Origin of the sequence: Enterococcus sp. DIV0561 (genome assembly GCF_050539875.1) — a bacterium.
GTDB lineage: Bacteria > Bacillota > Bacilli > Lactobacillales > Enterococcaceae > Enterococcus > Enterococcus faecalis.
This window is the reverse complement of the sequence record NZ_CP172927.1, coordinates 140,610-165,337: the sequence shown is the minus strand read 5'-3', so window position 1 is coordinate 165,337 and position 24,728 is coordinate 140,610. Positions and strand designations below refer to the sequence as shown.

Annotated in this window: 35 protein-coding genes; 4 read left to right on the top strand and 31 right to left on the bottom strand. The window is 39.9% G+C overall.

What is annotated here, in order from left to right; translation table 11 throughout:
• Window positions 1-12 precede the first annotated feature (12 nt).
• The 26 genes from rpmD to rpsL all read right to left on the bottom strand — a co-directional run bounded on the left by rpmD (window position 13) and on the right by rpsL (window position 16,109).
• Entirely contained in the window at window positions 13-192 is a 180-nt protein-coding gene (rpmD, locus tag IGM13_RS00785) for a 50S ribosomal protein L30 (RefSeq protein WP_002356220.1), read from the bottom strand.
• Between the two features lie 14 nt (window positions 193-206).
• Window positions 207-707, bottom strand: coding sequence for a 30S ribosomal protein S5 (rpsE, locus tag IGM13_RS00780; RefSeq protein WP_002356219.1), 501 nt, complete (start codon window positions 705-707; stop codon window positions 207-209).
• A gap of 20 nt (window positions 708-727) precedes the next feature.
• Complete coding sequence (gene rplR / locus IGM13_RS00775) at window positions 728-1,084, bottom strand: 50S ribosomal protein L18 (RefSeq protein ID WP_002356218.1); 357 nt, start codon at window positions 1,082-1,084, stop codon at window positions 728-730.
• Between the two features lie 160 nt (window positions 1,085-1,244).
• On the bottom strand, window positions 1,245-1,781 hold the full coding sequence (gene rplF / locus IGM13_RS00770) for a 50S ribosomal protein L6 (RefSeq protein WP_002356217.1): 537 nt from the start codon (window positions 1,779-1,781) through the stop codon (window positions 1,245-1,247).
• A gap of 31 nt (window positions 1,782-1,812) precedes the next feature.
• The gene (gene rpsH, locus IGM13_RS00765) at window positions 1,813-2,211 is read right to left on the bottom strand and encodes a 30S ribosomal protein S8 (protein WP_002356215.1); all 399 of its coding nucleotides are present in this window, start codon (window positions 2,209-2,211) and stop codon (window positions 1,813-1,815) included.
• Between the two features lie 35 nt (window positions 2,212-2,246).
• Window positions 2,247-2,432 (bottom strand): type Z 30S ribosomal protein S14, encoded by a 186-nt coding sequence (locus IGM13_RS00760; protein WP_002356214.1) that lies wholly within the window; start codon window positions 2,430-2,432, stop codon window positions 2,247-2,249.
• 18 nt (window positions 2,433-2,450) lie between these two features.
• Window positions 2,451-2,990 (bottom strand): 50S ribosomal protein L5, encoded by a 540-nt coding sequence (gene rplE / locus IGM13_RS00755; protein WP_002356213.1) that lies wholly within the window; start codon window positions 2,988-2,990, stop codon window positions 2,451-2,453.
• 25 nt (window positions 2,991-3,015) lie between these two features.
• The gene (rplX, locus tag IGM13_RS00750; protein ID WP_002356212.1) at window positions 3,016-3,327 is read right to left on the bottom strand and encodes a 50S ribosomal protein L24; all 312 of its coding nucleotides are present in this window, start codon (window positions 3,325-3,327) and stop codon (window positions 3,016-3,018) included.
• 35 nt (window positions 3,328-3,362) lie between these two features.
• Window positions 3,363-3,731, bottom strand: coding sequence for a 50S ribosomal protein L14 (gene rplN, locus IGM13_RS00745; RefSeq protein ID WP_002356211.1), 369 nt, complete (start codon window positions 3,729-3,731; stop codon window positions 3,363-3,365).
• 57 nt (window positions 3,732-3,788) lie between these two features.
• Window positions 3,789-4,055, bottom strand: a complete 267-nt coding sequence (gene rpsQ / locus IGM13_RS00740; protein WP_002359348.1) for a 30S ribosomal protein S17 — start codon at window positions 4,053-4,055, stop codon at window positions 3,789-3,791.
• A 23-nt stretch (window positions 4,056-4,078) separates the two neighbouring features.
• On the bottom strand, window positions 4,079-4,267 hold the full coding sequence (gene rpmC / locus IGM13_RS00735) for a 50S ribosomal protein L29 (protein ID WP_002383858.1): 189 nt from the start codon (window positions 4,265-4,267) through the stop codon (window positions 4,079-4,081).
• On the bottom strand, window positions 4,257-4,691 hold the full coding sequence (gene rplP / locus IGM13_RS00730) for a 50S ribosomal protein L16 (RefSeq protein WP_002356208.1): 435 nt from the start codon (window positions 4,689-4,691) through the stop codon (window positions 4,257-4,259). The genes rpmC and rplP overlap by 11 nt, the downstream gene beginning before the upstream one ends.
• A gap of 2 nt (window positions 4,692-4,693) precedes the next feature.
• Window positions 4,694-5,350: a 30S ribosomal protein S3 gene (gene rpsC / locus IGM13_RS00725; protein WP_002356207.1), complete on the bottom strand. Its 657-nt coding sequence runs from the start codon at window positions 5,348-5,350 to the stop codon at window positions 4,694-4,696.
• Between the two features lie 66 nt (window positions 5,351-5,416).
• On the bottom strand, window positions 5,417-5,764 hold the full coding sequence (gene rplV, locus IGM13_RS00720) for a 50S ribosomal protein L22 (RefSeq protein WP_002356206.1): 348 nt from the start codon (window positions 5,762-5,764) through the stop codon (window positions 5,417-5,419).
• A gap of 21 nt (window positions 5,765-5,785) precedes the next feature.
• The gene (rpsS, locus tag IGM13_RS00715) at window positions 5,786-6,064 is read right to left on the bottom strand and encodes a 30S ribosomal protein S19 (RefSeq protein WP_002356205.1); all 279 of its coding nucleotides are present in this window, start codon (window positions 6,062-6,064) and stop codon (window positions 5,786-5,788) included.
• 42 nt (window positions 6,065-6,106) lie between these two features.
• On the bottom strand, window positions 6,107-6,937 hold the full coding sequence (gene rplB / locus IGM13_RS00710) for a 50S ribosomal protein L2 (protein WP_002356204.1): 831 nt from the start codon (window positions 6,935-6,937) through the stop codon (window positions 6,107-6,109).
• A gap of 39 nt (window positions 6,938-6,976) precedes the next feature.
• Window positions 6,977-7,267, bottom strand: coding sequence for a 50S ribosomal protein L23 (locus tag IGM13_RS00705; protein WP_002356203.1), 291 nt, complete (start codon window positions 7,265-7,267; stop codon window positions 6,977-6,979).
• Window positions 7,267-7,890 carry a 50S ribosomal protein L4 gene (gene rplD, locus IGM13_RS00700; protein ID WP_002356200.1) on the bottom strand — a complete coding sequence of 208 codons (624 nt, stop codon included), beginning with the start codon at window positions 7,888-7,890 and terminating at the stop codon, window positions 7,267-7,269. Before rplD ends, IGM13_RS00705 begins: the two co-directional genes overlap by 1 nt.
• A 25-nt stretch (window positions 7,891-7,915) precedes the next feature.
• Window positions 7,916-8,545 carry a 50S ribosomal protein L3 gene (gene rplC, locus IGM13_RS00695; protein WP_002356199.1) on the bottom strand — a complete coding sequence of 210 codons (630 nt, stop codon included), beginning with the start codon at window positions 8,543-8,545 and terminating at the stop codon, window positions 7,916-7,918.
• A 21-nt stretch (window positions 8,546-8,566) separates the two neighbouring features.
• Complete coding sequence (gene rpsJ, locus IGM13_RS00690) at window positions 8,567-8,875, bottom strand: 30S ribosomal protein S10 (protein WP_002389727.1); 309 nt, start codon at window positions 8,873-8,875, stop codon at window positions 8,567-8,569.
• 349 nt (window positions 8,876-9,224) lie between these two features.
• Window positions 9,225-10,391, bottom strand: a complete 1,167-nt coding sequence (locus tag IGM13_RS00685; protein WP_002391607.1) for an SAM-dependent methyltransferase — start codon at window positions 10,389-10,391, stop codon at window positions 9,225-9,227.
• Between the two features lie 270 nt (window positions 10,392-10,661).
• Window positions 10,662-11,486 carry a bifunctional hydroxymethylpyrimidine kinase/phosphomethylpyrimidine kinase gene (thiD, locus tag IGM13_RS00680; protein ID WP_002364530.1) on the bottom strand — a complete coding sequence of 275 codons (825 nt, stop codon included), beginning with the start codon at window positions 11,484-11,486 and terminating at the stop codon, window positions 10,662-10,664.
• Window positions 11,487-11,666: 180 nt separating this feature from the next.
• On the bottom strand, window positions 11,667-12,854 hold the full coding sequence (gene tuf / locus IGM13_RS00675; protein WP_002356194.1) for an elongation factor Tu: 1,188 nt from the start codon (window positions 12,852-12,854) through the stop codon (window positions 11,667-11,669).
• 150 nt (window positions 12,855-13,004) lie between these two features.
• Complete coding sequence (gene fusA, locus IGM13_RS00670) at window positions 13,005-15,086, bottom strand: elongation factor G (protein WP_002356192.1); 2,082 nt, start codon at window positions 15,084-15,086, stop codon at window positions 13,005-13,007.
• Between the two features lie 83 nt (window positions 15,087-15,169).
• Complete coding sequence (rpsG, locus tag IGM13_RS00665) at window positions 15,170-15,640, bottom strand: 30S ribosomal protein S7 (protein ID WP_002356191.1); 471 nt, start codon at window positions 15,638-15,640, stop codon at window positions 15,170-15,172.
• A 55-nt stretch (window positions 15,641-15,695) separates the two neighbouring features.
• Entirely contained in the window at window positions 15,696-16,109 is a 414-nt protein-coding gene (rpsL, locus tag IGM13_RS00660; protein ID WP_002356190.1) for a 30S ribosomal protein S12, read from the bottom strand.
• Window positions 16,110-16,453: 344 nt separating this feature from the next.
• Here rpsL and rpiA point away from each other — a divergent pair, with 344 nt between their 5' ends.
• The 3 genes from rpiA (at window position 16,454) to gpmA (ending at window position 18,612) form a co-directional block, all read left to right on the top strand.
• A complete protein-coding gene (gene rpiA / locus IGM13_RS00655; RefSeq protein ID WP_002383851.1) occupies window positions 16,454-17,134 on the top strand; it encodes a ribose-5-phosphate isomerase RpiA in 681 nt (226 codons plus the stop codon).
• 41 nt (window positions 17,135-17,175) lie between these two features.
• Window positions 17,176-17,751, top strand: coding sequence for a recombinase family protein (locus IGM13_RS00650; RefSeq protein WP_002419404.1), 576 nt, complete (start codon window positions 17,176-17,178; stop codon window positions 17,749-17,751).
• 174 nt (window positions 17,752-17,925) lie between these two features.
• Complete coding sequence (gpmA, locus tag IGM13_RS00645; protein WP_002359343.1) at window positions 17,926-18,612, top strand: 2,3-diphosphoglycerate-dependent phosphoglycerate mutase; 687 nt, start codon at window positions 17,926-17,928, stop codon at window positions 18,610-18,612.
• A gap of 56 nt (window positions 18,613-18,668) precedes the next feature.
• Here the strand turns inward: gpmA and IGM13_RS00640 are convergent, their stop codons facing one another.
• From IGM13_RS00640 to IGM13_RS00625, 4 genes are all read right to left on the bottom strand, one after another.
• Window positions 18,669-19,871, bottom strand: coding sequence for an iron-containing alcohol dehydrogenase (locus tag IGM13_RS00640; protein WP_002408242.1), 1,203 nt, complete (start codon window positions 19,869-19,871; stop codon window positions 18,669-18,671).
• A 113-nt stretch (window positions 19,872-19,984) separates the two neighbouring features.
• Window positions 19,985-20,989, bottom strand: coding sequence for a FecCD family ABC transporter permease (locus IGM13_RS00635; RefSeq protein WP_002419405.1), 1,005 nt, complete (start codon window positions 20,987-20,989; stop codon window positions 19,985-19,987).
• Window positions 20,986-21,996, bottom strand: coding sequence for a FecCD family ABC transporter permease (locus IGM13_RS00630; protein ID WP_002367634.1), 1,011 nt, complete (start codon window positions 21,994-21,996; stop codon window positions 20,986-20,988). The genes IGM13_RS00635 and IGM13_RS00630 overlap by 4 nt, the downstream gene beginning before the upstream one ends.
• Window positions 21,993-22,799 carry an ABC transporter ATP-binding protein gene (locus IGM13_RS00625; protein WP_002356183.1) on the bottom strand — a complete coding sequence of 269 codons (807 nt, stop codon included), beginning with the start codon at window positions 22,797-22,799 and terminating at the stop codon, window positions 21,993-21,995. The genes IGM13_RS00630 and IGM13_RS00625 overlap by 4 nt, the downstream gene beginning before the upstream one ends.
• A 229-nt stretch (window positions 22,800-23,028) precedes the next feature.
• On the opposite strand from IGM13_RS00625, the gene IGM13_RS00620 reads away from it, so the two are divergent.
• Complete coding sequence (locus tag IGM13_RS00620) at window positions 23,029-23,967, top strand: iron-hydroxamate ABC transporter substrate-binding protein (RefSeq protein ID WP_002361532.1); 939 nt, start codon at window positions 23,029-23,031, stop codon at window positions 23,965-23,967.
• A 39-nt stretch (window positions 23,968-24,006) separates the two neighbouring features.
• On the opposite strand, the gene deoD is transcribed toward IGM13_RS00620, so the two are convergent.
• A complete protein-coding gene (deoD, locus tag IGM13_RS00615) occupies window positions 24,007-24,714 on the bottom strand; it encodes a purine-nucleoside phosphorylase (protein ID WP_002359338.1) in 708 nt (235 codons plus the stop codon).
• Window positions 24,715-24,728 lie beyond the last annotated feature (14 nt).

Sequence of the window (24,728 nt, the reverse complement as noted above, 5' to 3'; positions counted from 1 at the left end):
AATCTATAAATCTTAAACTTCTTCTACGTCCACTAAATGTGAAATAGTGTTAACCATACCTTTGATTGCTTCATTGGCAGGTTTTGTAACAGTACTATTCACTTTACCTAAACCTAACGCTTTAACTGTAGCACGTTGGTTTTGAGGACGTCCGATAACACTGCGTTTTAAAGTAATTTTTAATTCAGCCATTATTTTTGTCCTCCTTAACCGATAATTTCTTCTACAGATTTACCGCGAAGTGCTGCCACTTCTTCGGCACGTTTTAATTGTTTTAGACCTTCAACAGTTGCGCGAACAACGTTAATAGGTGTGTTTGAACCTAGTGATTTAGATGTAATATCTGCTACACCAGCTAATTCCAATACGGCACGAACTGGTCCACCAGCAGCTACCCCAGAACCTTCTACTGCAGGTTTCATAAGGATACGGCCGCCACCGAATACGCCAATTACTTCGTGCGGGATAGTAGAACCAACCATAGGCACTTCAACTAAGTTTTTCTTCGCGTCTTCGATTGCTTTACGGATAGCTTCAGGTACTTCTTGTGCTTTACCAGTACCGAAACCAACGTGTCCGTTTTTGTCACCGACAACAACTAAAGCTGCGAAACGTAAACGACGTCCACCTTTAACAACTTTTGTTACACGGTTGATCGCTACAACGCGGTCTTCTAATTCCAAATGTTTTGGATCAATATAAACCATGAATGGTGTTCCTCCTTCTCCTAAAATTCTAGTCCATTTTCACGAGCAGCTTCAGCTAAAGCTTGCACGCGGCCATGGTAAAGGTATCCACCACGGTCGAAGACTACTTTTTTGATGCCTTTTTCAGCGGCACGTTCAGCAACTAGTTTACCAACAGCTGCAGCTGTTTCTGTTTTTGTTCCACCTGAAATTTCTTTATCCAAGGCAGAGGCACTTGCTAGCGTCACACCCGCTACGTCATCAATGACTTGCGCGTAGATGTTTTTGTTAGAACGGAAAATGTTCAAGCGTGGGCACTCAGCAGTACCAGAGATTTTGTTACGTACACGACGATGTCTCTTTTGACGTGTTTTGTTTTTATCTGGTTTTGTAATCACAATTTTCACCTCTTTGATTTAATGTTTACTACTAATATTTCAAGCAGTCAGCAGATTACGGAAAAGAGAAGCTGGCAGACAAGACAAAAGCATTTTATTGGAAAAATCCCATAAAATGACAGTTGCTTGTTGTTGACTTCTGTTTTCTACACAGCTGTTATTATTTACCAGTTTTACCTTCTTTACGGCGTACAAATTCACCAACATAGCGAATCCCTTTGCCTTTATAAGGTTCTGGAGGACGAACGCCACGGATGTTAGCAGCTAATTCACCAACAACTTCTTTGTTGATGCCTTTAACGATAACTTGTGTGTTCGCAGGTACTTCAAATGTTACGCCTTCTGGTGCTGTCATTTCGACAGGATGAGAATAACCAACGTTTAAAGTTAATTTGTTGCCTTGTACTTGGGCACGGTATCCGACCCCGATAAGTTCAAGTGCTTTTTGGAAACCTTCAGAAACACCAACAACCATGTTGTTGAAGTTTGCACGAGTTGTTCCGTGGATTGTTTTCATTTCTTTTGAATCGTTTGGACGAGTGAATGTCACTTCGTTTCCTTCGATGTTCATTTTGATATCAGAAGAAAATTCGCGTGTTAATTCACCTTTAGGTCCTTTAACTGTAATGTTGTTTCCGTCTTGCTTGATTTCAACACCAGCAGGAAGAACAACAACTTTATTACCAATACGGCTCACTTAGAGACACCTCCTTGTGTATTTTTTAGAATTACCATACGTAGGCGATTACTTCGCCGCCGATATTTTTCGCTCTAGCTTCTTTGTCAGTAATTACACCCTCTGATGTAGAGATGATTGCAATTCCTAGACCGTTTAATACTTTTGGTACTTCGTCAGCTTTTACGTATGCACGTAAACCTGGTTTAGAAATACGTTTTAAGTTTGTGATAACACGTTCTTCGTTTTTACCATATTTTAGGAAAACACGGATTACGCCTTGTTTGTCATCTTCGATGTATTCTACGTCGCGGATAAATCCTTCACGTTTCAGGATTTCTGCGATATCACGTTTGATTTTTGAAGCAGGTACTTCTAAAGTTTCATGTTTAACCATGTTCGCATTACGAATGCGAGTTAGAAAATCTGCAATTGGATCTGTCATGACCATTGAACTATTTACCTCCTTTATGCGAGTTTACTTGTTTACCAGCTAGCTTTCTTCACGCCGGGAATTTGACCTTTATAGGCAAGTTCGCGGAAGCAAATACGGCAAAGATGAAATTTACGATAAACTGAATGTGGACGTCCACAACGTTCACAACGAGTATAAGCTTGTGTTGAATGTTTAGCAGGACGTTTGTTTTTAGCAATCATTGATTTTTTAGCCACGTAGTTCGCCTCCTTATATTATTTTTGGAATGGCATACCTAATTGTGCCAACAATTCGCGAGACTCTTCGTCAGTGTTCGCTGTTGTAACAATTACGATGTCCATACCGCGTACTTTATCTACTAAATCATAATCAACTTCTGGGAAGATTAATTGTTCTTTAATACCTAAAGTATAGTTACCACGACCATCGAAAGCTTTTTTGCTGACACCGTGGAAGTCACGTACACGAGGTAAAGAAACTGTTACTAATTTATCTAAAAATTCGTACATTCTTTCGCCGCGTAGCGTTACTTTCGCACCGATTGGCATTCCTTCACGTAAACGGAATCCAGCGATAGATTTTTTAGCTTTTGTGATAAGTGGTTTTTGACCAGTGATTAATGCTAATTCTTCAACAGCTTTGTCTAAGTTTTTAGCATTTGATACTGCATCACCCACACCCATGTTGATAACGATTTTATCAACTTTAGGTGTTTGCATAACTGAGCTGTAATTAAATTTTTCCACCAATGATGGTGTTACTTCTTTAATATATTTTTCTTTCAGGCGGTTCATTCAGTAAGCCCTCCTTCCGCAATTTTTATTTATCTAAAACTTCACCTGTTTTTTTAGAAACGCGGACTTTTTTGCCGTCGACTTCTTTAAACGCAACTTTAGTAGCTTCTCCGTTTGAAGGATCAATCACCATTACATTAGAAACATGAATTGGCGCTTCCACTTCAAGGATTCCACCTTGTGGGGCTGCTTGGTTTGGTTTTTGGTGTTTTTTAACGACGTTGACACCTTCAACGATAACTTTATCTTGTTTAGGAAACGCTGCTAAGACAACGCCTTCTTTGTTTTTATCTTTACCAGTGATAACTTTTACTTTATCGCCTTTTTTAACAAACATTACTGTTTCGCACCTCCTTTAACGTGGGCTCGAGATTATAATACTTCTGGTGCTAGAGAAACGATCTTCATGAAGTTGTTTTCACGTAATTCACGTGCAACTGGTCCGAAGATACGTGTTCCGCGTGGGCTTTTATCGTCACGGATAATTACCGCAGCATTTTCATCAAATTTGATGTAAGAACCGTCAGCACGACGAGCGCCAGATTTTGTACGAACGATAACGGCTTTAACTACTTCACCTTTTTTAACAACCCCACCTGGCGTTGCTTGTTTGACAGTAGCAACAATAACGTCACCGATGTTAGCAGTTTTACGACCAGATCCGCCTAGGACTTTGATCGTTAAAATTTCACGTGCGCCAGAATTGTCAGCGACTCTTAAACGACTTTCTTGTTGGATCACGATGTGTATCCCCCTTTCAGATTTTGTGCTTCAATCTATTAGGAAATTCTCGTTTTATTAGATAATAACTGCTTCTTCGACTACCTCTAGTAAACGGAAACGTTTTGTAGCTGATAATGGACGAGTTTCCATGATTTTTACGATGTCTCCAACTTTCGCTGTGTTGTTTTCATCATGCGCTTTATATTTTTTAGAATATTTCATACGTTTGCCATAGATAGGGTGGTTTTTCTTTGTTTCAACGACAACTGTGATTGTTTTATCCATTTTGTCTGATACCACGCGACCTTGGTAAACTTTACGTTGATTTCTTTCTTCAGTCATACGCGTTTGGCCTCCTTCCACTATTAGTTAGCTTGTTCACGCAATACTGTTTTGATGCGTGCAATCGATTGACGTACTTCTTTAATACGTGCAGTGTTTTCTAATTGACCTGTTGCTAATTGGAATCTTAAGTTGAACAATTCTTCTTTTAATTGTTTTTCTTTATCTAGCATTTCGGCAGTGGTTAATTCTCTGATTTCTTTAACCTTCATTCGATTCACCACCCATTTCCTCACGTTTTACGATCTTAGTTTTTACCGGCAATTTGTGAGATGCAAGACGAAGAGCTTCACGAGCTACTTCTTCAGGAACGCCTGCGATTTCAAACATGATTTTACCACGTTTAACTGGTGATACCCAGCCTTCTGGTGCCCCTTTACCTTTACCCATACGTACGCCGATAGCTTTACTTGTGTAAGACTTGTGAGGGAAAATTTTAATCCATACTTTCCCGCCACGTTTCATGTAACGAGTCATTGCAATACGGGCTGCTTCGATTTGACGGTTAGTAATCCAGTGAGATTCAGTTGCTTGTAAACCCCATTCACCAAATGCTACTTCTTTTCCGCCTTTAGCTTCACCGCGCATTTTTCCGCGGAATTCACGACGGTGTTTTACACGTTTAGGTACTAACATGATTATTTCCCTCCTTTCTCAGTGTTTTTTTTCGTTGGAAGAATTTCTCCACGATAGATCCACACTTTAACTCCTAGTTTTCCGTAAGTAGTGTCCGCTTCTTCCCATGCGTAATCAATGTCCGCACGTAATGTGTGAAGTGGTACAGTTCCTTCAGAGTATCCTTCTGAACGAGCGATATCCGCACCGTTTAGACGACCTGATACTTGAGTTTTGATTCCTTTAGCGCCAGCACGCATTGCGCGTTGGATGGCTTGTTTTTGAGCACGACGGAAAGCAACACGGTTTTCTAATTGACGTGCAATTCCTTCGCCTACTAATTTTGCATCTAAATCTGGTTTTTTGATTTCAACGATGTTGATGTGAACTCGTTTGCCAGTTAATTTGTTTAATTCTTTTCTTAGGTTTTCGACTTCAGATCCGCCTTTACCGATAACCATACCTGGTTTAGCTGTGTGAATTGAAATGTTAACACGGTTTGCAGCGCGTTCGATTTCAATTGTAGATACAGCAGCATCAGCAAGTTTTGTTGCGATAAATTTACGGATTCTTAAATCTTCGTGTAAGAATTCAGCATACTCTTTTTCAGCATACCATTTCGCATCCCAGTCGCGGATGATGCCTACACGCATTCCAATTGGATGTACTTTTTGACCCACTGATTGTCCCTCCTCTTAAATGTTTAAGCTCTGTTTTCATAAAGAAAACAGCCTATTTCATGAGACTTATTTCTCTGTTACAACTACTGTGATGTGACTAGTACGTTTGTTGATTGGTGAAGCTGAACCTTTTGCACGAGGACGGAAACGTTTCATTGTTGGTCCTTCGTTAACAAATGCTTCAGATACGACTAAGCTTTCAACGTCTAAGTCAAAGTTGTTTTCTGCGTTAGCAACTGCTGACATTAAAACTTTTTCAATGATTCCAGCAGACTTGTTCGGTGTGAATTTCAAGATTGAAATTGCATCCGCAACGCTTTTCCCTCTGATAAGATCGATTACTAAACGTGCTTTACGAGGTGAAGTGCGAACTGTTTTTGCAGTTGCTTTAGCTGATGTAATTTGTTCTGACATTTGCATATCCTCCCCTCAAAATTAGCGTTTAGTTTTTTTATCGTCAGCAACGTGGCCACGATAAGTTCTGGTTGGTGCAAATTCACCTAATTTATGTCCTACCATGTCTTCTTGAATGTAAACAGGGACATGTTTCCGTCCATCATATACAGCGATTGTGAAACCTACGAATGATGGAAAAATTGTAGAGCGGCGAGACCAAGTTTTAATTACTTTTTTCTTTTCGGCACCTTGTTGTGCTTCGACCTTTTTCATCAAATGATCATCGACGAAAGGTCCTTTTTTTAAACTACGACCCATGGTGAACCTCCTCTCAAAATGTACGACACATGGTCAAAAAAATTATTTAGTACGACGACGAACGATAAGTTTGTCTGATTTAGCTTTTTTATTACGTGTTTTGTATCCAATTGCTGGTTGACCCCATGGAGATACTGGCGCTTTACGTCCAATTGGTGTTTTACCTTCACCACCACCGTGTGGGTGATCGTTAGGGTTCATTACGCTACCACGAACAGTTGGGCGTTTACGCATCCAACGAGAGCGGCCAGCTTTACCAATGTTGATTAATTCGTGTTGTTCGTTACCAACTGAACCGATTGTTGCACGGCAAGTTGCTAAGATCATACGAACTTCGCCAGAGTTTAAGCGGATTAATACGTATTTGCCTTCTTTACCAAGTACTTGCGCGCTTGTTCCAGCTGAACGGATTAATTGTCCACCTTTACCAGGTTTCATTTCAATGTTGTGGATAACTGTACCAACTGGAATGTTTTCCAATGGTAATGCGTTACCTACTTTAATATCTGCTTCTGGACCAGATACTAGGCGCATGCCTACTTCTAATCCTTTTGGTGCTAAGATGTATGCCTTAACCCCGTCTTCGTAATGAACTAACGCGATGTTAGCAGAACGGTTTGGATCGTACTCGATCGTTTTAACAACCGCTGCGACGTTATCTTTATTACGTTTGAAGTCAATCACACGGTATTGACGTTTGTGACCGCCACCTTGGTGACGAACCGTAATGCGACCGTTGTTGTTACGACCGGCATTGTTTTTTAATGGCTGTAACAATGATTTTTCTGGTGTTGAAGTTGTGATTTCAGCGAAATCAGAACTTGTCATGTTACGACGGCCATTTGTGGTAGGTTTGTACTTTTTAATCGCCACGTCTTATTTCCCTCCTACGTTGATATTGTTCAGGACTGCTTATTCAGCAGCTTCGAATAATTGAATTTCTTTTGAATCTTCAGTTAATGTAACGATCGCTTTGCGACGTTTTTTTGTATAACCTGCATATTTACCCATGCGTTTGAATTTTGGACGCACGTTTAAGATGTTTACGTTTGCTACTTTAACATCGAATGCTGATTCAACAGCTTGTTTTACTAAAGTTTTGTTTGCGCGAGTGTCCACTTCGAAAGTATATTTCTTTTCGTCCATAGCTAACATGGATTTTTCAGTGATCACTGGGCGTTTGATTACGTCTAGTAATTCCATTATGCAAGCACCTCCTCAATTTGAGTAAGAGCTGTTTGTGTTGCCAAGACTTTGTTAGCTGACACAACATCTAACACACTAACGTTATCAGAAGTTACTACAGAAACGTTTGGTAAGTTACGAGCTGATAAAGCTGCAAAGTCGTTACCATTTTCTAAAACAACTAATACTTTAGTATCGATAGACAAGTTAGCAAGAACTTGTTTGAATTCTTTTGTTTTTGGTGCATCGAAGCTTAAACCTTCTACTGCTACCAAGTTATTTTCAGCAACTTTGTCTGATAATACAGATTTCATTGCTAAGCGACGAACTTTTTTAGGAAGTTTGTAGCTGTATGAACGCGGTGTTGGTCCAAAGACTACGCCACCTCCACGCCATTGTGGTGAACGGATTGAACCTTGACGAGCACGACCAGTTCCTTTTTGACGCCATGGTTTGCGGCCACCGCCACGAACAGCGCTACGGTTTTTAACTGCGTGTGTTCCTTGTCTTAATGAAGCACGTTGCATGATGATTGCATCATAGACAACACTTTCATTAGGTTCGATTCCGAAGATTTCTTCATTTAAAGTGATTTCACCGTTTTGAGTTCCATCTTGTTTGAATAATGCTACATTCGGCATTCCTTAGTTCCTCCTTTCCCTACACTTATTTAGCTTTCACAGCTGATTTGATTGTGATTAAAGATTTTTTCGCTCCAGGAATGTTTCCTTTGATTAAGATAACATTTCTTTCTACGTCCACTTTAACAACTTCAAGGTTTTGAATTGTTACGCGGTCGCCACCCATACGGCCGGCTAGTCGTTTATTTTTAAATACACGGTTAGGCGCTACTGGACCCATTGACCCAGGACGACGGTGATAACGAGAACCATGAGACATAGGTCCGCGGCTTTGGCCGTGACGTTTAATTGCCCCTTGGAATCCTTTACCTTTCGTAGTACCTGTAACATCAACAACGTCTCCTGCTTGGAAAACATCTACTTTGATTTCTTTACCTACTTCATATTCTCCTAGCTCAACATTCTTGAATTCTTTAATGAAGCGCTTAGGAGCCGTGTTTGCTTTTGCAACATGACCTTTCGCAGGTTTGTTTGATAAAACTTCACGTTTGTCTTGGTAACCAACTTGGATAGCTTCGTATCCGTCAGTTTCAACAGTTTTTACTTGTAAAACTACGTTTGGCGTAGCTTCAACTACTGTTACTGGAATTAATTCACCAGACTCAGTAAAGATTTGTGTCATTCCCACTTTTTTCCCTAAGATTCCTTTGGTCATGAGTACACCTCCATCTTAATTTTATAGTTTGATTTCAATATTAACACCAGACGGTAAGTCAAGCTTCATTAGAGCGTCAACTGTTTTTGGTGTTGGGTTCACAATGTCAATTAGACGTTTGTGAGTACGCATTTCGAATTGTTCGCGAGAATCTTTGTATTTATGAGTCGCACGAATAACTGTGTAAAGTGAGCGTTCTGTTGGTAATGGAATCGGACCTGATACGTCAGCTCCAGTTCTTTTTGCTGTTTCCACAATTTTATCCGCTGATTGATCTAAAATACGGTGTTCATACGCTTTTAAACGGATACGAATTTTTTGTTTTGCCATCTTGTTCCCTCCTTCGCCTATTTTAAAAGTAGACATAGCTCCACGAAAATTTATCCGGCATGCTCGTTCATGGCAAAGCGTCCGAGCGTGTCGCAACCTCTCGCTTCACAGCCGGCAAATCAAATCGTTGATCTACCAATGCTTTTTACACTCCTGTAAACAGCACCTTTTTGATTATACTATGAAAGGATAGTGTTAGCAAGGATTTTCTGCGTTTTTTTGAAAGAATTTTTTCTTGTTTTGAAAAGCATTTGTTTTGTTTTTCAATTCTTTTCATTCTATTTTTATAAAAAAAAGAATTTGGGATTCCTTTTTTACCAGAATCTCAAATTCTTTCTTTTTTATTCTATTAACCAATCCGGCGCATTGGAATATCATTGTTATCTGGATGAACCAATAAATATTGAATAACATCAATATTGCTTGCTTGGAATGAGGCTGCACATGCTTGCAAATATAAGTCCCACATTCGATAGAAGCGCTCCCCTTTTTCGTCAACAATTTCTGCTTCTATATTATGGAAGTTTTTTGTCCAATGTTCCAACGTCAATTGATAATCTCTGCGCAAACTTTCCAAGTCAATCACTTGCAAGTCATTTTCTGTCATATGACCGACTAGCTCAGTGACACCAGGAATATAGCCACCAGGGAAAATATAACGATTAATCCAAGCATTTTTAGCCCCACCTTGTTGGCGACTGATCCCATGAATCAACGCCGTACCTTTAGGCGCTAAGTTTCGTTGAACGACGTCAAAATATTCATGTAGATTTTCTGCACCGACATGTTCAAACATCCCAACACTCGTAATATGGTCAAAAGACTCTCCTTTTAAATCACGATAATCCATCAATTTGACAGTCATTCGATCTTGTAGGCCTTCTTTTTCTATAATATGGCGAATATGATGAAATTGCTCTTCACTTAATGTAATCCCAGTTGCTTTGGCTCCATATTCTTTCACCGCAGTTAAAATTAACGTGCCCCAGCCGCAGCCAATATCCAGTAAAGTGTCGCCCTCTTTGATAAACAATTTATCTAAAATATGATGCACTTTATTCACTTGCGCTTGTTCTAATGTATCTTCAGGCGTTTTAAAATAAGCACATGAATATGTCATTGTTTGGTCAAGCCATTTTTTGTAAAAATCATTTCCTAGATCGTAATGGCTGTGAATATCCTCTTGCGAGCGTTTTTTTGAATGACTTTCTTTAGGAAGCCATTTAATAAATTTAGCATTGTGTAAAAAGCTATCCTTTTGGTTATACACATCATAAATCAGTGCTTGGATATCGCCTTCGATTTCAATTTTGCGATCCATGTAGGCTTCCCCTAAAGTTAACGAAGCGTTATTCAGTAAATCCTTCACAGGAATTTTTTCATTGAATACAATTTTAAAAACCGGATCCCCCGACCCTTGCCCATACTCTTTGACGGTACCATCCCAGTATGTGACTTGTGTCTTTTTTGAAAAAGACCATTTAAACAGTTGACTGTACGTTTCTTTTTCTAACATTGCATACCCTCCATTAAATACCATTTGAAGCCAAAACAAAAAGAAGTCGCTTTCCGGTAGTTCGTCAAAACAAACACCACAGTCCGTTCTAAACTGAAGCACAGAAAAGTTAACACCCCTTCTATGTTCCGCTTCTTTTTTTCAATTACAGTTCTATTCTACTCCTCTTTTAAAAATTTGAACATTCTTTTAACGTAATACCTACTATTGTTATTCTTTATCACAAAAAAACTAGAGCCAGTCCTTGACAGACTCCTCTAGTTCTAAACATTATGCTTTCTTACGCATCCGTTGTTCCGCATGGGTGTATGCACCATGCCACACGTGCCCCACATAAGGATTAACTTGAATACCGTGTTTAATCGCCGCTGCTACAAATTTTTTTGCTAAAGTTACTGCTTCTAACACCGAATAACCTTTCGCCAAGCCAGCTGTGATCGCCGCTGAAAAAGTACAACCTGCACCATGATTATAATCAGTAGGATATAATTCATTTTCCAAAAGATGCGCGGTGTGACCATCGTAAAACAAGTCCAGTGCTTTTTCACCAGCTAAGCGATGTCCCCCTTTAACCACGACATGTTTGGCTCCCATTTGTACAATTCGTTTTGCCGCTTCTTCCATCTCCGCCACGGAAGAAATTTCGCCTAAACCAGATAAGATGCCCGCTTCAATTAAATTAGGCGTAGCAACTAATGCTAATGGCAGTAAATCGTTTTTTAGGCCTTCCACACTTTTGGGTTGCAGAATTTGTGCCGTTCCCTTACAAGCAATGACTGGGTCAATCACGACTTTTTGAATTTTTTCTTGTTTAATGTATTTGCTAGCCATTTTAATATTTTGTTCATTGCCCATCATCCCTGTTTTCAAGGCCGCTACTGGACCGCCTGCAAAAACCGAAATCAATTGTTTTTCTAAGAGCGTTTCTGGCAATTCAGTTACTTCATGTGACCAGCCTGTCGTAGGATCCATCGTCACAATCGAGGTTAAACTTGAAAATCCAAAAACTCCATACTCTTCAAATGTTTTTAAATCTGCTTGAATCCCTGCCCCTCCAGTTGAATCGGAGCCTGCAATCGTCAATACTTTTTCCATTAAATCACCTAACCTTTTTCTCCAAGTATACAGAAGAAACAAGTCTGCTAAAACAGCCAATTGGCTTATTTTTTAGCCAGCCAATTCCTAAACAAAAAAAGACCAGAGAATAAATTCTCTGGTCTTACGTCCGAATACCCCAGTTTTTTACGCTGGTTAAAGCTATAGTTAAAAAGTTAATTATTTAACGATTTCAGTAACAACGCCTGAACCTACAGTACGTCCGCCTTCACGAATAGAGAAACGAGTTCCGTCTTCGATAGCGATTGGGTGAATTAATTCAACGTCCATAGCAACGTTATCACCAGGCATTACCATTTCAGTACCTTCTGGCAATTCTACAACACCAGTAACGTCTGTTGTACGGAAGTAGAATTGAGGACGGTAGTTAGTGAAGAATGGAGTATGACGTCCGCCTTCTTCTTTTGATAATACGTATACTTCAGCTTTGAATTTTGTGTGTGGAGTGATTGTAGCTGGTTTAGCTAATACTTGTCCACGTTCGATATCTTCACGTGCAACACCACGTAATAAAGCACCGATGTTGTCGCCTGCTTCAGCGTAGTCTAATAATTTACGGAACATTTCAACACCTGTAACAGTTGTTTTAGATGTTTCGTCTTTAATACCAACGATTTCAACTTCGTCACCAACGCGAACTTCACCACGTTCAACACGGCCTGTAGCAACAGTACCACGTCCAGTGATTGAGAATACGTCTTCGACTGGCATCATGAATGGTTTGTCAGTATCACGTTCTGGAGTTGGGATATATTCGTCAACTGCAGCCATTAATTCTAAGATTTTTTCTTCATAAGACTCGTCGCCTTCTAAAGCTTTCAAAGCAGAACCTGCGATAACTGGAACATCATCGCCTGGGAAATCGTATTCTGATAATAAGTCACGAACTTCCATTTCTACTAATTCTAATAATTCTTCGTCATCAACCATATCCATTTTGTTTAAGAATACAACGATGTATGGTACACCAACGTTACGTGATAATAAGATATGTTCACGTGTTTGAGGCATAGGACCATCAGCAGCAGAAACTACTAAGATAGCTCCGTCCATTTGAGCAGCACCAGTGATCATGTTTTTAACGTAGTCCGCGTGTCCTGGGCAGTCAACGTGTGCATAGTGACGAGTTTCAGTTTCATATTCGATATGAGAAGTGTTGATTGTGATTCCACGTTCTTTTTCTTCTGGAGCGTTATCGATAGAATCGTAGCTTTGTGCTTCCCCGCCACCGTGTTTTGATAATACAGTAGCAATTGCAGCTGTTAATGTAGTTTTACCATGGTCAACGTGTCCGATAGTACCAATGTTAACATGGGATTTAGAACGGTCAAATTTTTCTTTTGCCATTTTGAATGTTCCTCCTAAAAATATAAATTTTATTGTTTGTTTTATATGTGATAGACGTTACTAAAAATCGTCTGATCATCATAAGCTATTTTACACGAAATCTTGAAAAAAGGATAGTTCTAAAAACAAACCTTTTATTCTCAAGGAAAATTATGCGTTGCCGCCGTTTTTCTTGATGATTTCTTCTTGAACAGACTTAGGTACGTCTTCATAGTGGTCAAATACCATCATAAATGTACCGCGTCCTTGTGTTGCTGAACGTAATGTTGTAGCATAACCAAACATTTCAGCTAAAGGTACCATCGCATTAACGATTTGAGAGTTACCGTGTGCTTCCATACCTTCAACACGTCCACGACGACTTGTTACGTGTCCCATGATATCACCTAAGTAATCTTCAGGAACAGTAATTGTAACTTTCATCATTGGTTCTAAAATAACTGGGTTTGCATTTTTAGCCGCAGCTTTCAATGCCATAGAAGCAGCTACACGGAAGGCCGTTTCATTTGAATCGACATCGTGGTATGAACCATCGTAAAGTTTTGCTTTGATATCAACTAATGGATAACCAGCAAGAACACCGTTGTTCATAGAGTCTTCTAACCCTTTTTCAACTGCTGGGATGTATTCACGAGGAACCACACCACCGACAATTGCGTTTTCAAACTCGAAGCCTTTACCTTCTTCATTTGGTGTAAATTCAACCCATACGTGACCGTATTGTCCTTTACCACCAGACTGACGAACGAATTTACCTTCTGCTTTAGTCGCAGCACGGAATGTTTCGCGGTAAGATACTTGAGGAGCACCTACGTTAGCTTCAACTTTGAATTCACGTTTCATACGGTCTACTAAAACGTCTAAGTGCAATTCACCCATACCAGAGATAACTGTTTCACCAGTTTCAACGTTTGTTTCAACGCGGAATGATGGATCTTCTTCAGCAAGTTTTTGTAGAGCCACGCCCATTTTATCTTGGTCAGCTTTTGATTTAGGTTCAACAGCGACTTGGATAACTGGATCAGGGAATTCAATAGATTCAAGAATAACTGGTGCATCTAATGCACATAATGTATCACCAGTTGTTGTGTCTTTCAGACCAACAGCAGCAGCGATATCACCAGAGTACACTTTGTCAATTTCTTGACGAGTGTTGGCGTGCATTTGTAGGATACGACCGATACGTTCTTTTTTGCCTTTTGAAGCGTTCAATACGTATGAACCACTTTCAAGGACACCAGAATAAACACGGAAGAAAGTTAAACGACCTACGAATGGGTCAGTCATAACTTTAAATGCTAATGAAGCGAAAGGTGCTTCGTCATCAGCTGGACGAGTTGTTTCTTCGTCTGTTTTAGTATCGATCCCTTTGATAGCATCGATATCTAATGGAGATGGTAAGTAATCAAGAACAGCGTCCAACATTAATTGAACCCCTTTATTCTTGAATGCTGAACCAGCTAATACAGGGAAGAACTCAACGTTGATTGTTGCTTGACGGATACCAGCGACTAATTCTTCTTCAGTGATTTCTTCACCTTCAAGATATTTCATCATTAAGTCTTCGTCAGTTTCAGCAACAGCTTCAACTAATTTTTCGCGCCATTCTTGCGCTTTTTCTAAATAATCTTCAGGAATATCAGTTTCTTGAATATCTGTTCCCAAATCATTTGTGTAGATTTCAGCTTTCATTTTAATCAAGTCAATGATTCCAGTGAAGTCTTCTTCAGCTCCGATTGGAATTTGAATTGGATGAGCGTTTGCTTGTAAACGATCATGTAATGATTCTACTGAATAGAAGAAGTCCGCACCGATTTTATCCATTTTGTTACAGAATACAATACGAGGAACTTTATATTCAGTCGCTTGACGCCAAACAGTTTCTGTTTGAGGTTCTACACCTGATTGAGAGTCAAGAACTGTCACCGCACCATCTAATACGCGTAGAGAACGTTGTACTTCAATTGTGAAGTCCACGTGTCCTGGAGTATCGATGATATTTACACGGTAGCCTTTCCACTGTGCAGTTGTCGCAGCGGATGTAATCGTGATACCACGTTCTTGTTCTTGTTCCATCCAGTCCATTTGTGAAGCACCTTCATGGGTTTCACCGATTTTATGGATTTTACCAGTGTAGTACAAGATACGCTCAGTTGTTGTTGTTTTACCAGCATCAACGTGGGCCATGATACCAATGTTACGAGTTTTTTCAAGTGAAAATTCTCTTGCCATTTTGTATGTTTACTCCTCTCTTTATTTAAATCGATTGTAAATTGACTTTCTGCTGCCACTTTACGCGACAGACAGAGAGGATCTTACCAACGATAATGAGCAAATGCGCGGTTTGCGTCTGCCATTTTGTGTGTGTCTTCGCGTTTTTTAACAGAAGCGCCAGTGTTGTTAGCAGCATCCATGATTTCTTTCGCTAGACGTTCTTCCATTGTGTGTTCACCACGTAGACGTGCGTAGTTAACTACCCAACGTAAACCTAAAGTTGTACGACGTTCTGGACGAACTTCAACTGGTACTTGGTAGTTAGAACCCCCAACACGACGTGCTTTAACTTCAAGAACAGGCATAACGTTTTTCATTGCTTGTTCAAAAACTTCCAATGGATCGTTACCTGTAGATTCTTTGATGATATCAAATGAATTATAGATAATGTTAGCAGCAATCCCGCGTTTACCGTCAACCATTACACGGTTGATTAAGCGAGTTACTAATTTTGAGTTATAAATTGGATCTGGTAAAACATCACGTTTTGCAACAGGACCTTTACGAGGCATCCGTAACTCCTCCTTCCGAAATATGATTTTTCAAGTTGTTATTGTCTTATTATAATTAAGCTTTAGGACGTTTTGTACCGTATTTAGAGCGGCTTTGTTTACGGTCGTTAACACCGGCAGTATCAAGCGCACCACGAACGATATGGTAACGTACCCCTGGTAAGTCTTTTACACGTCCACCACGTAATAATACCACGCTGTGTTCTTGTAAGTTGTGACCGATACCTGGGATATAAGCTGTAACTTCGATTAAGTTTGACAAACGAACACGGGCATATTTACGTAAAGCTGAGTTCGGTTTTTTAGGTGTCATCGTACCCACACGTGTACAAACTCCACGTTTTTGCGGAGAGTTAACGTTTGTTTGAGTTTTCTTAAAACTGTTATATCCTTTGTTTAAGGCTGGTGAATCAGATTTTTCTACTTTAGATTTACGAGGTTTACGTACTAATTGGTTAATTGTAGGCATTCCTTGTTCTCCTCCTTCCTTACTTCGCTTCTAGTTCCACACATCCAGGTGGTTCTTTTTTCGCGATAAAAAATAATGCAATCTCTGCACTCTTTATCAAATATGCTTTGATAGACAGTCAGCACGTCCCTATAAGGAACCTGTAGATAAAGCACCTTTGTTAGGATACCACGATAAGTATCAGCTGTCAACCCTCTTCTTTCGCCTTTCGTAAAAAAGCTTTTCCTTCTATTTAAATGCACTTTTTCTTTAAAAATTTTTATGACTTTTTCAAAAACTTTCTATCTTTTTTAGTTAAATAACGGTACAATATCTTTGACTATTGAAGGGGGCGGAAAACAGCGATGAATCTGAAACAAATGGTAGGAATCGAAGCTGCAAAATATGTAGAAGACGGCATGATTGTCGGTTTGGGTACTGGCTCAACAGCAAAATTTATGGTAGACGAAATTGGTCGTCGCGTAAAAGAAGAAGGATTGTCAATCGTGGGGGTTACTACTTCAAAAGAAACAGAGAAACAAGCCTTAGCCTTGGGCATTCCTTTAAAGGGTATTGATGAGGTTCCGTATGTGGATCTTACGATTGATGGCGCCGATGAAATCAGCGCTGATTTTCAAGGAATCAAAGGCGGTGGCGCTGCCTTACTTTTTGAAAAAATTGTGGCCACTTATTCAAAGAAATGTATTTGGATTGTGGATAAATCAAAAATGGTGGACGATTTAGGGGCTTTCCCACTTCCTGTTGAGGTTGTCCCTTATGGCAGCTGCCAACTAGTGCATTTATTTGAAGAAAAAGGCTATCACCCAGCACTTCGTCTAAACGCTGCTGGCGAAACATTAATAACAGATGGAGGCCACCATATCATCGATTTGCATTTAGAAAAAATTACAGATCCAGAAGCTTTAGGTTCTTATTTAGACAACTTAGTTGGCGTCGTTGAACACGGCTTATTTTTAAATATGGTTTCTATGGTAATCGTCGGTTATGAAGATGGACCGAAAACCTTACATGTTCCCGCACGTTAAGAATGTGTGAAAAAAGATTATTTATATAGGAAGGATAATATATGAAACGAATTGGTTATGCACGCACAACTATTATTGAAGAAGATTTAAAAAATCAACTAACCACTCTCCAATCGTTTGGTTGTGATGATATTTTCCAAGAGACATTTGATCCTCAAGCGGAGATCAGTGTCTTAGACGAAGTCGAAAAACTTCTTTCTGCTGGGGATACACTTATTGTTTGTAAATTGCACCATTTAGGTAAAACAACCCGCCAATTAACAGACTTTATGAAAATGTTAAAGGAAAAACAAGTTGATTTTGTCAGCATTTCAGAAGGAATTGATACTCACCTTCCAACAGGTGAAGCCTATTTCCAATTAATGGAGAGCTTATCTGCGATGGAATGTGCACTAATTAAAGAACGAACACTCGTCGGGCTCCACAAAGCTCGTGAAAACGGAAAAGTAGGTGGACGGCCCAAAATCGATGGACGCACCGTCCGCAAAATCCGTGCATTATATTACGAAAACAAAGAAACCATCCAATTTATTTCTAATAAATGCGGCGTTTCGGTGGGCACTTGTTATAAGTACATCAATTTACCTGAGACAGATGTCGAACGGCTGTATTCCTAAGAATAAAAAAGAAGTCCTTCAGATGGGGCTTCTTTTTTGATTCGATTTCACTCTAATTTTTCAGCAACTTTCACGTTTTTTTACTATTTTCCATTGGAAATCTTGCGCAAAACGGTGTACAATAAACGTGGAAATCTTATTTTCAGAAAACTAAACTCAAAGGAGAGCTTATACATGCCAAAATTAGTTTTTTCTCGTCATGGACTTAGCGAATGGAATGCCTTAAACCAATTTACTGGATGGGCTGACGTAGATTTAGCACCTGAAGGTGTTGAAGAAGCAAAAGAAGGCGGACGTAAAATTAAAGAAGCAGGCATCGAATTCGACGTTGCTTATACTTCTGTTTTAACTCGTGCCATCAAAACTTGTAACTATTTACTAGAATACTCAGATCAATTATGGGTACCTCAAATCAAATCTTGGCGCTTAAACGAACGTCACTATGGTAAATTACAAGGACTAAACAAAAAAGAAACTGCTGAAAAATACGGAGACGAACAAGTCCACATCTGGCGTCGTTCTTACGATACTCTTCCTCCATTAATGGAAGCAACAGATGAAGGTTCTGCAGCAAACGACCGTCGTTATGCAATGTTAGATCAACGCGATATTCCTGGTGGCGAAAACTTGAAAGTTACTTTGGAACGTGCATTACCATTCTGGCAAGATGAAATTGCGCCAGCTTTAAAAGACAACAAAACTGTCTTAGTAGCGGCTCATGGTAATTCATTACGTGCTTTAGCTAAACACATCGAAGGCATTTCTGATGAAGATATTATGGATCTTGAAATCCCAACAGGTAAACCATTAGTTTATGAATTAAACGATGATTTAACTGTGAAAGAAAAATACTACTTATAAGAACTTGTTTCTTATTAACAAAAGCGGTTTGCCTTGGCAAACCGCTTTTTTATGGATTAAATAAATTGACTTTCGGTTAAACAATCTTTATAAATCGCTACTATATCCGCTGCATCCAATGGTACATAAGCCTTTTCGGCAATTGCACTATGGGCCACAGCTTGTTGTGCCATTTCTTCAAATTTATCTGCTTCGATGCCAACTTCTGGTAATGTCATTGGAATGCCACAAGCCACAAAGTAATCATACAATGCTTGAATACCTTTTTTCGCTGCTACTTCCTCTTCTTGTTCGACTATTCCCCAAACATTTCGAGCAAACTGTGCAAACTTGCCTACGGTTTGTTCAGACAAAACGTAATTCATCCAACGAGGCGTTAAAATTGCTAAACCAATCCCATGCGTAATGTCATAAAACGCACTTAATTCATGTTCCATTGGGTGACAAGACCAAACACCTTGTTTGCCGCGCCCTGTTAAACCATTTAAGGCTAAACTACTTGCCCACATTAAATTAGCACGTGCATCATAATCTTCTGGATTTTCTAAAGCAATAGGACAATTTTTGATAACCGTTCGCATTAAGCCTTCTGACACAAAATCTTGGACGTCCGTGCCTGTCGAAATACTAAAATAGTTTTCAATCAAATGACTGAAAATATCCGCTGAGCCAGCTGCTGTTTGATTTTGAGGAACCGTAAAAGTATTCGTTGGATCCAAGAACGAAACTTTTGGAATCATATTCGGACCACCAAAGCCTAATTTTTGATTGGTTTCTAAGTTAGAAATGACAGCACCTGCGTTCATTTCACTACCTGTCGCTGCTAAAGTCAAGATGGTCACGATTGGTAAAGCAGGACCTGTATACCCTTTTCTGGCTGCAATAACTGTCCAGATATCTTCTTCCGAATAAAAGCCCGCAGCTATTGCTTTGGAACAGTCAATGGTTGAACCACCGCCAACTGCTAAAATAACATCGACTTGGTTTTCTTTACACAACTCAATTCCTTTTCTAACGGTTTCAATGCGCGGGTTTGGTTCGACACCGCTCAACTCAATCAGTGTATGCCCGTTTTTTTGGGCCAAATCAGTAATTTGTTGGTACAAGCCATTACGTTTGATACTACCACCACCATAAACAAGTAAGACATTTTTGCCAAATTGATCTAACACAGCAGGTAATTCGTCTAAACGATCTTTCCCAAAACGGATGTCTGTTGGTACATAAAAATTAAAGTTTTCCATTCTTTCATCCTCCATTCAATGCTCTTACGCATTTATCATACTATTTTTTCAAAAATCCGCCAATAAAAAAGCCGAGCAAATGACAGTTGCTTTCACAACGATCGCTTGACCCAGCTTTCGATTCTTTTTTATAACGAATCGCTTGTTTTGATTAACAAATAAAGAAAATAAGGCGCACCGATGATCGCAACAATAATCCCTGCAGGCATTTCTCCATTGCCAGGCAATAGCCGACCAATCGTATCACTAACCAATAAAAGTAAACTCCCAAACAACGCCGCCAATGGCAATACCTGTTTTTGTTGCGTAAAACCACATTTGCGAGCAATATGTGGCGCAAGTAAACCTAAAAAATTAATTCCCCCTGTAACGGAAATCGCTGAAGCCGCCAACATCACCGCTAACAGCAGCGAAACGATTCGTTCTTTTTTCACAGCAATACCTACAGAAATAGCTGTTTCGTCCCCCAATTGTAAAATATCCAACAGACGATGACGCTTCATCGCAAATAAGAACCCGATGACTAGCCAAGGCAACAAAGCGCCCACAAAGAACCAATTACTGCCCCAAATACTGCCTGCTTGCCACATTGTAACAAAACGGTACTTTTCAGTGTCAATTTTTGATGTAATTAATAAGGTGAGTGCTGAAATACCCGTACTCAAAATGACACCCGCTAAGACCATTCGAACTGGCGTTAATCCTAAACGATGATGATACGCGATTACCAAAATCCCAACAGCCGCTAGCAAGCCGCCAACTAAGGCCACAAGCGGAAGTGCAAACGTCGTGATACTTGTCGTCTCAACAAAACTAATAAACAAAATCACTGCCAAACCCGCACCGGCATTAATGCCTAAAATCCCAGTATCTGCCAACGGATTCCGAGTAATTCCTTGAAGAATAGCGCCGCTTAAGCCTAAAGCTGCGCCCGAAAGGACCGCTAGCACAATCCGTGGTAACCGAAAATCCCAAACTAACAGTTGTTTGGCCTGACTTCCCTGTCCCAAAAGAAGGGCTTTTAAATCCATGACGGAAACAGATAATTCCCCTTGCGTTAAACTGATACAAGCAGTTAGGATAATCCCAACTATTAAGACAGCCACCCAACGGGACACTTTTTTCTGTGTCATCCTAGTTGCCCTCCTTTACGAAATAAATAAAGAAAGAATGGGATGCCAATTAAGGCCGTGATAATCCCAAATGGTGTTTCAAAAGGCGGATTCACCATTCGAGCGATTAAATCTGCCACCAAAACGAGGAGCGCACCGCCTAACGCCGAGAACGGAATCAAGCGACGGTAATTTTCTCCAGAAACTGTTCGCATCACATGAGGCACCACCAAACCAACAAAACTGACCGAGCCAACCAGCGCCACAGACAATCCTGATAAAAGCAAAATCGTTATACTGGCGAACAACCGAATACGCTGCGGATTTCGCCCTAAACCAATTGTTGCATCATCGCCAAACCGTAAAATAGTCACCGACGGACTAATCAGAATTGCTAATGCAAATGCGCCCAGAAAGATCGGGACGACTATTTTTAATTGTGCCCAAGAAATAACGCTGACACCGCCAAGAAACCAAAACGTTAACTCTTGACTCAAATTGAACTGAATGGCTAAGAATTGACTAAATGATAAAAAAAGGGCACTAATACCAGCTCCCACCAAGGTCAGACGCATGGGGCTTGCTCCTCGAATTGAATGATTAGAAAGATAATAAATCAGTGCCACACTCACGCCGGCACCAAGAAAAGAAACAACTAAAAGCCACCAATAACTTGCCTGAGGGAGGAAAGCAAAAACAAGCGCTAAGCCCAAGCCAGCCCCAGCATTGATACCCAGCAAGCCAGAATCTGCCAATGGGTTTTGCGTAATCCCTTGCGCTAACGCCCCACTCACCGCTAAACTTGCTCCCACAAAAGCGGCCCCTAAAATCCGCGGCAACCGAACAGTTTGGATGACTTGATGCGCTTGATTGGTCGCATCGAAGTGCGTAAATGATTCAATAATCGTTTGAATCGAAACCGACGTCGCACCAAACATCAGCGACAGAAGCATTGTCCCCAGTAGCAAAAAAAGACAGACAAGTAACACTTGCCATTGGTGTCTATAAAATCCGCTTATGCCTTTCATCCATCCAGCTCCATTTCCATCAACTCATAAGAAAGCACTAGTGGCCGCTGTGTCTGACTATGATAACTAATTTCTGCTTGAATAGCGAAAACATCCGCTAAGCCAGTAACAGTAATCACTTCTTGCGGTGTTCCCTCATTGATAATCTTTCCCTCTTTCATCGCAATCACGCGATCAGAAAAACGAGAAGCTAAATTAATATCATGAATCGTCATCACGATAGTTTTCTGATGTTCTTGATTAATTCGTTTTAACACATTTAAAATTTCTAGCTGATGCGCTGGATCCAAATAGGTGGTCGGTTCATCTAAAATTAAAATATCTGTATCCTGCACTAGCGCCATAGCAATCCAAACCCGTTGGCGTTGTCCACCTGATAAAATCGCCACAGACTCTCTAGCTAATTCAGTTAAGCCTGTTAATTCTAATGCCCATTGTATGTACTCTTGATCTTCTGTGGTGACACTTTTCCAGCCCGATTGATATGGATACCGCCCAAAAGAGACGAGGTCAAAAACAGATAAATCGATTGTATTTTCTGGCGTTTGTGATAAAATCGCTAGTTCTTGCGCCACTTCTTTTGAAGAAAAATGTTGAAGTTCTTGGTTCTTAATGAACACCTTGCCTTTCTCGGCTGGCAAAATACGCGCAAGTGTTTTTAACAAGGTCGATTTGCCACAACCATTTGGTCCAATAATACTTGTAATAGTTCCCGCTTCAAATGAACAGTTCAGCGCTTCACTAATCACTTGACGACCATATCCTGTAGTTAAGTCCTCTGCCTCTAAATAATTCATAACCATTCCTCTTTAATTTTTCTGTCGTTATTTTACATTTATTGAGAATCGTTCTCACTCATTGTTCCTTGATTATAAAAGACCCTTCCTTAAAAAGCAATGTTTCTTCCAATCAAAAAACGAATTATCTAAAAAATGCAACTTATTTGCTCAAAAAAGCAAGCGATGATTGACAAACGGTCGTTTTTAACTGATAATGAGAATCGTTATCAACTAAAAATAAAGGAGTTACACAATGAAACTTTTAAAAAAGACGGTCCTAATTGGTACCACCCTTCTTCTTGGTTCATTCTTACTCGCAGCTTGTGGTAATACGAATAAAGAAGCCAACAACGCTGACAAAACACATGAAGTAACAGATACCTTAGGCAATAAAGTAACCGTCCCCGCGAAACCCAAACGGATTATTGCGAGCTATTTAGAAGATTATCTAGTTGCATTAGGAGAAAAACCAGTGGCACAATGGACAGTTGGACAAGGCAGCATTCAAGATTATTTAGCGAAAGAATTGAAAGATGTCCCCACTATTTCCTATGACTTGCCATATGAAGCGGTTCTAAAATTTGAACCTGACTTATTATTAATCAGTTCATCTGCTCTAGTTGAAGGCGGTAAATACAAAGAATACAGTAAAATAGCGCCAACTTATGTGGTCAAAAATGGCGAAAATGTCACCTGGCGTGATCAATTGGAAGATATTGCGACTGTTTTAGATAAAAAAGAACAAGCGAAAAAAGTGTTAGAAGATTATGATACCTTAACCAAAGGCGTCCAAGAAGACCTTGGCAAGAAAGATGCTGGCAAATCTGCGGCAGTCTTATGGGTAACCAACAACCAAGTCTTTATGGTTAGCGATAATCGCTCAAGCGGAACCGTGCTCTATCAGGACTTAGGCCTCCAAGTTCCAAAATTAGTGGAAGAAATTTCTAAAAATGCTACTGCGGATTGGAATCAAGTTTCTTTAGAAAAATTAGCTGAGCTTGACGCAGACCATATTTTCCTTGTAAACAGTGATGAATCAGCACCTCTTTTCCAAGAAGCAATTTGGAAGAACTTACCTGCTGTGAAAAATAACCAAGTTCATACCTATGATAAAAAAAGTAGTTGGTTATACAACGGACCTATTGCGAATACCCAAATTGTTGAAGATGTAAAAAAAGCGCTCTTAAATTAAAAAAAATGCTTGGATGATTGTTTTCATCCAAGCATTTTTTTAATTAGCAATTGCCGTTTCTAAGCCAACTTCAATCATTTCATTAAACGTCGTTTGGCGTTCTTCTGCCGTTGTTTCTTCGCCTGTCACCAAGCTATCACTCACCGTCATAATCGCCAATGCTTCTACATCAAATTTTGCTGCTAAATAATATAACATTGCCGCTTCCATTTCAATCGCTAATACCCCGTATCGACCTAAACGAAAGACATCATCTAAGCTATCTTTGTAAAAAACATCATCTGACAATACGTTACCAACATGGGTAGTAAAGCCTTTTGCTTTGGCAATTTCGTAAGATTTGAGTAAAAGATCAAAGCTCGCAATTTGTGGAAAATCATATTTAGGAAAATCATTGCGAATCGCGGAAGAAGGCGTCGCTGCTGCTTGTGCGATAACTAATTCACGAACGTTGACTTTTTCTGAAATAGAACCACACGTACCAACACGAATTAACTTCTTCACATCGTAAGAGTTAATTAACTCATGGGCATAAATACCTGCTGAAGGCATCCCCATCCCTGTCCCTTGGACCGAAACACGCTGTCCCTTATACGTTCCTGTGTAACCTAACATCCCACGAACTTGATTATAGCAGACAGGATTCTCTAAAAAAGTTTCCGCAATATATTTTGCTCGGAGGGGATCCCCTGGTAGTAAAATTTTATCGGCAATTTCACCTGGTTTTGCTTCGATATGCACACTCATTCTGGTTTACTCCT

Coding starts and splice junctions, on each gene's coding strand:
- rpmD (WP_002356220.1), bottom strand. CDS start 192: ATGGCTGAATTAAAAATTACTTTAAAACGCAGTGTTATCGGACGTCCT.
- rpsE (WP_002356219.1), bottom strand. CDS start 707: ATGGTTTATATTGATCCAAAACATTTGGAATTAGAAGACCGCGTTGTA.
- rpsH (WP_002356215.1), bottom strand. CDS start 2,211: ATGGTCATGACAGATCCAATTGCAGATTTTCTAACTCGCATTCGTAAT.
- rplE (WP_002356213.1), bottom strand. CDS start 2,990: ATGAACCGCCTGAAAGAAAAATATATTAAAGAAGTAACACCATCATTG.
- rplX (WP_002356212.1), bottom strand. CDS start 3,327: ATGTTTGTTAAAAAAGGCGATAAAGTAAAAGTTATCACTGGTAAAGAT.
- rpsQ (WP_002359348.1), bottom strand. CDS start 4,055: ATGACTGAAGAAAGAAATCAACGTAAAGTTTACCAAGGTCGCGTGGTA.
- rpmC (WP_002383858.1), bottom strand. CDS start 4,267: ATGAAGGTTAAAGAAATCAGAGAATTAACCACTGCCGAAATGCTAGAT.
- rplP (WP_002356208.1), bottom strand. CDS start 4,691: ATGTTAGTACCTAAACGTGTAAAACACCGTCGTGAATTCCGCGGAAAA.
- rplV (WP_002356206.1), bottom strand. CDS start 5,764: ATGTCAGAACAAATTACATCAGCTAAAGCAACTGCAAAAACAGTTCGC.
- rpsS (WP_002356205.1), bottom strand. CDS start 6,064: ATGGGTCGTAGTTTAAAAAAAGGACCTTTCGTCGATGATCATTTGATG.
- IGM13_RS00705 (WP_002356203.1), bottom strand. CDS start 7,267: ATGGAATTACTAGACGTAATCAAACGCCCAGTGATCACTGAAAAATCC.
- rplD (WP_002356200.1), bottom strand. CDS start 7,890: ATGCCGAATGTAGCATTATTCAAACAAGATGGAACTCAAAACGGTGAA.
- rplC (WP_002356199.1), bottom strand. CDS start 8,545: ATGACCAAAGGAATCTTAGGGAAAAAAGTGGGAATGACACAAATCTTT.
- rpsJ (WP_002389727.1), bottom strand. CDS start 8,875: ATGGCAAAACAAAAAATTCGTATCCGTTTAAAAGCGTATGAACACCGT.
- IGM13_RS00685 (WP_002391607.1), bottom strand. CDS start 10,391: ATGTTAGAAAAAGAAACGTACAGTCAACTGTTTAAATGGTCTTTTTCA.
- thiD (WP_002364530.1), bottom strand. CDS start 11,486: ATGGAAAAAGTATTGACGATTGCAGGCTCCGATTCAACTGGAGGGGCA.
- tuf (WP_002356194.1), bottom strand. CDS start 12,854: ATGGCAAAAGAAAAATTTGACCGTTCTAAATCCCATGTTAACATTGGT.
- fusA (WP_002356192.1), bottom strand. CDS start 15,086: ATGGCAAGAGAATTTTCACTTGAAAAAACTCGTAACATTGGTATCATG.
- rpsG (WP_002356191.1), bottom strand. CDS start 15,640: ATGCCTCGTAAAGGTCCTGTTGCAAAACGTGATGTTTTACCAGATCCA.
- rpsL (WP_002356190.1), bottom strand. CDS start 16,109: ATGCCTACAATTAACCAATTAGTACGTAAACCTCGTAAATCTAAAGTA.
- rpiA (WP_002383851.1), top strand. CDS start 16,454: ATGAATCTGAAACAAATGGTAGGAATCGAAGCTGCAAAATATGTAGAA.
- IGM13_RS00650 (WP_002419404.1), top strand. CDS start 17,176: ATGAAACGAATTGGTTATGCACGCACAACTATTATTGAAGAAGATTTA.
- gpmA (WP_002359343.1), top strand. CDS start 17,926: ATGCCAAAATTAGTTTTTTCTCGTCATGGACTTAGCGAATGGAATGCC.
- IGM13_RS00640 (WP_002408242.1), bottom strand. CDS start 19,871: ATGGAGGATGAAAGAATGGAAAACTTTAATTTTTATGTACCAACAGAC.
- IGM13_RS00635 (WP_002419405.1), bottom strand. CDS start 20,989: ATGACACAGAAAAAAGTGTCCCGTTGGGTGGCTGTCTTAATAGTTGGG.
- IGM13_RS00630 (WP_002367634.1), bottom strand. CDS start 21,996: ATGAAAGGCATAAGCGGATTTTATAGACACCAATGGCAAGTGTTACTT.
- IGM13_RS00625 (WP_002356183.1), bottom strand. CDS start 22,799: ATGGTTATGAATTATTTAGAGGCAGAGGACTTAACTACAGGATATGGT.
- IGM13_RS00620 (WP_002361532.1), top strand. CDS start 23,029: ATGAAACTTTTAAAAAAGACGGTCCTAATTGGTACCACCCTTCTTCTT.
- deoD (WP_002359338.1), bottom strand. CDS start 24,714: ATGAGTGTGCATATCGAAGCAAAACCAGGTGAAATTGCCGATAAAATT.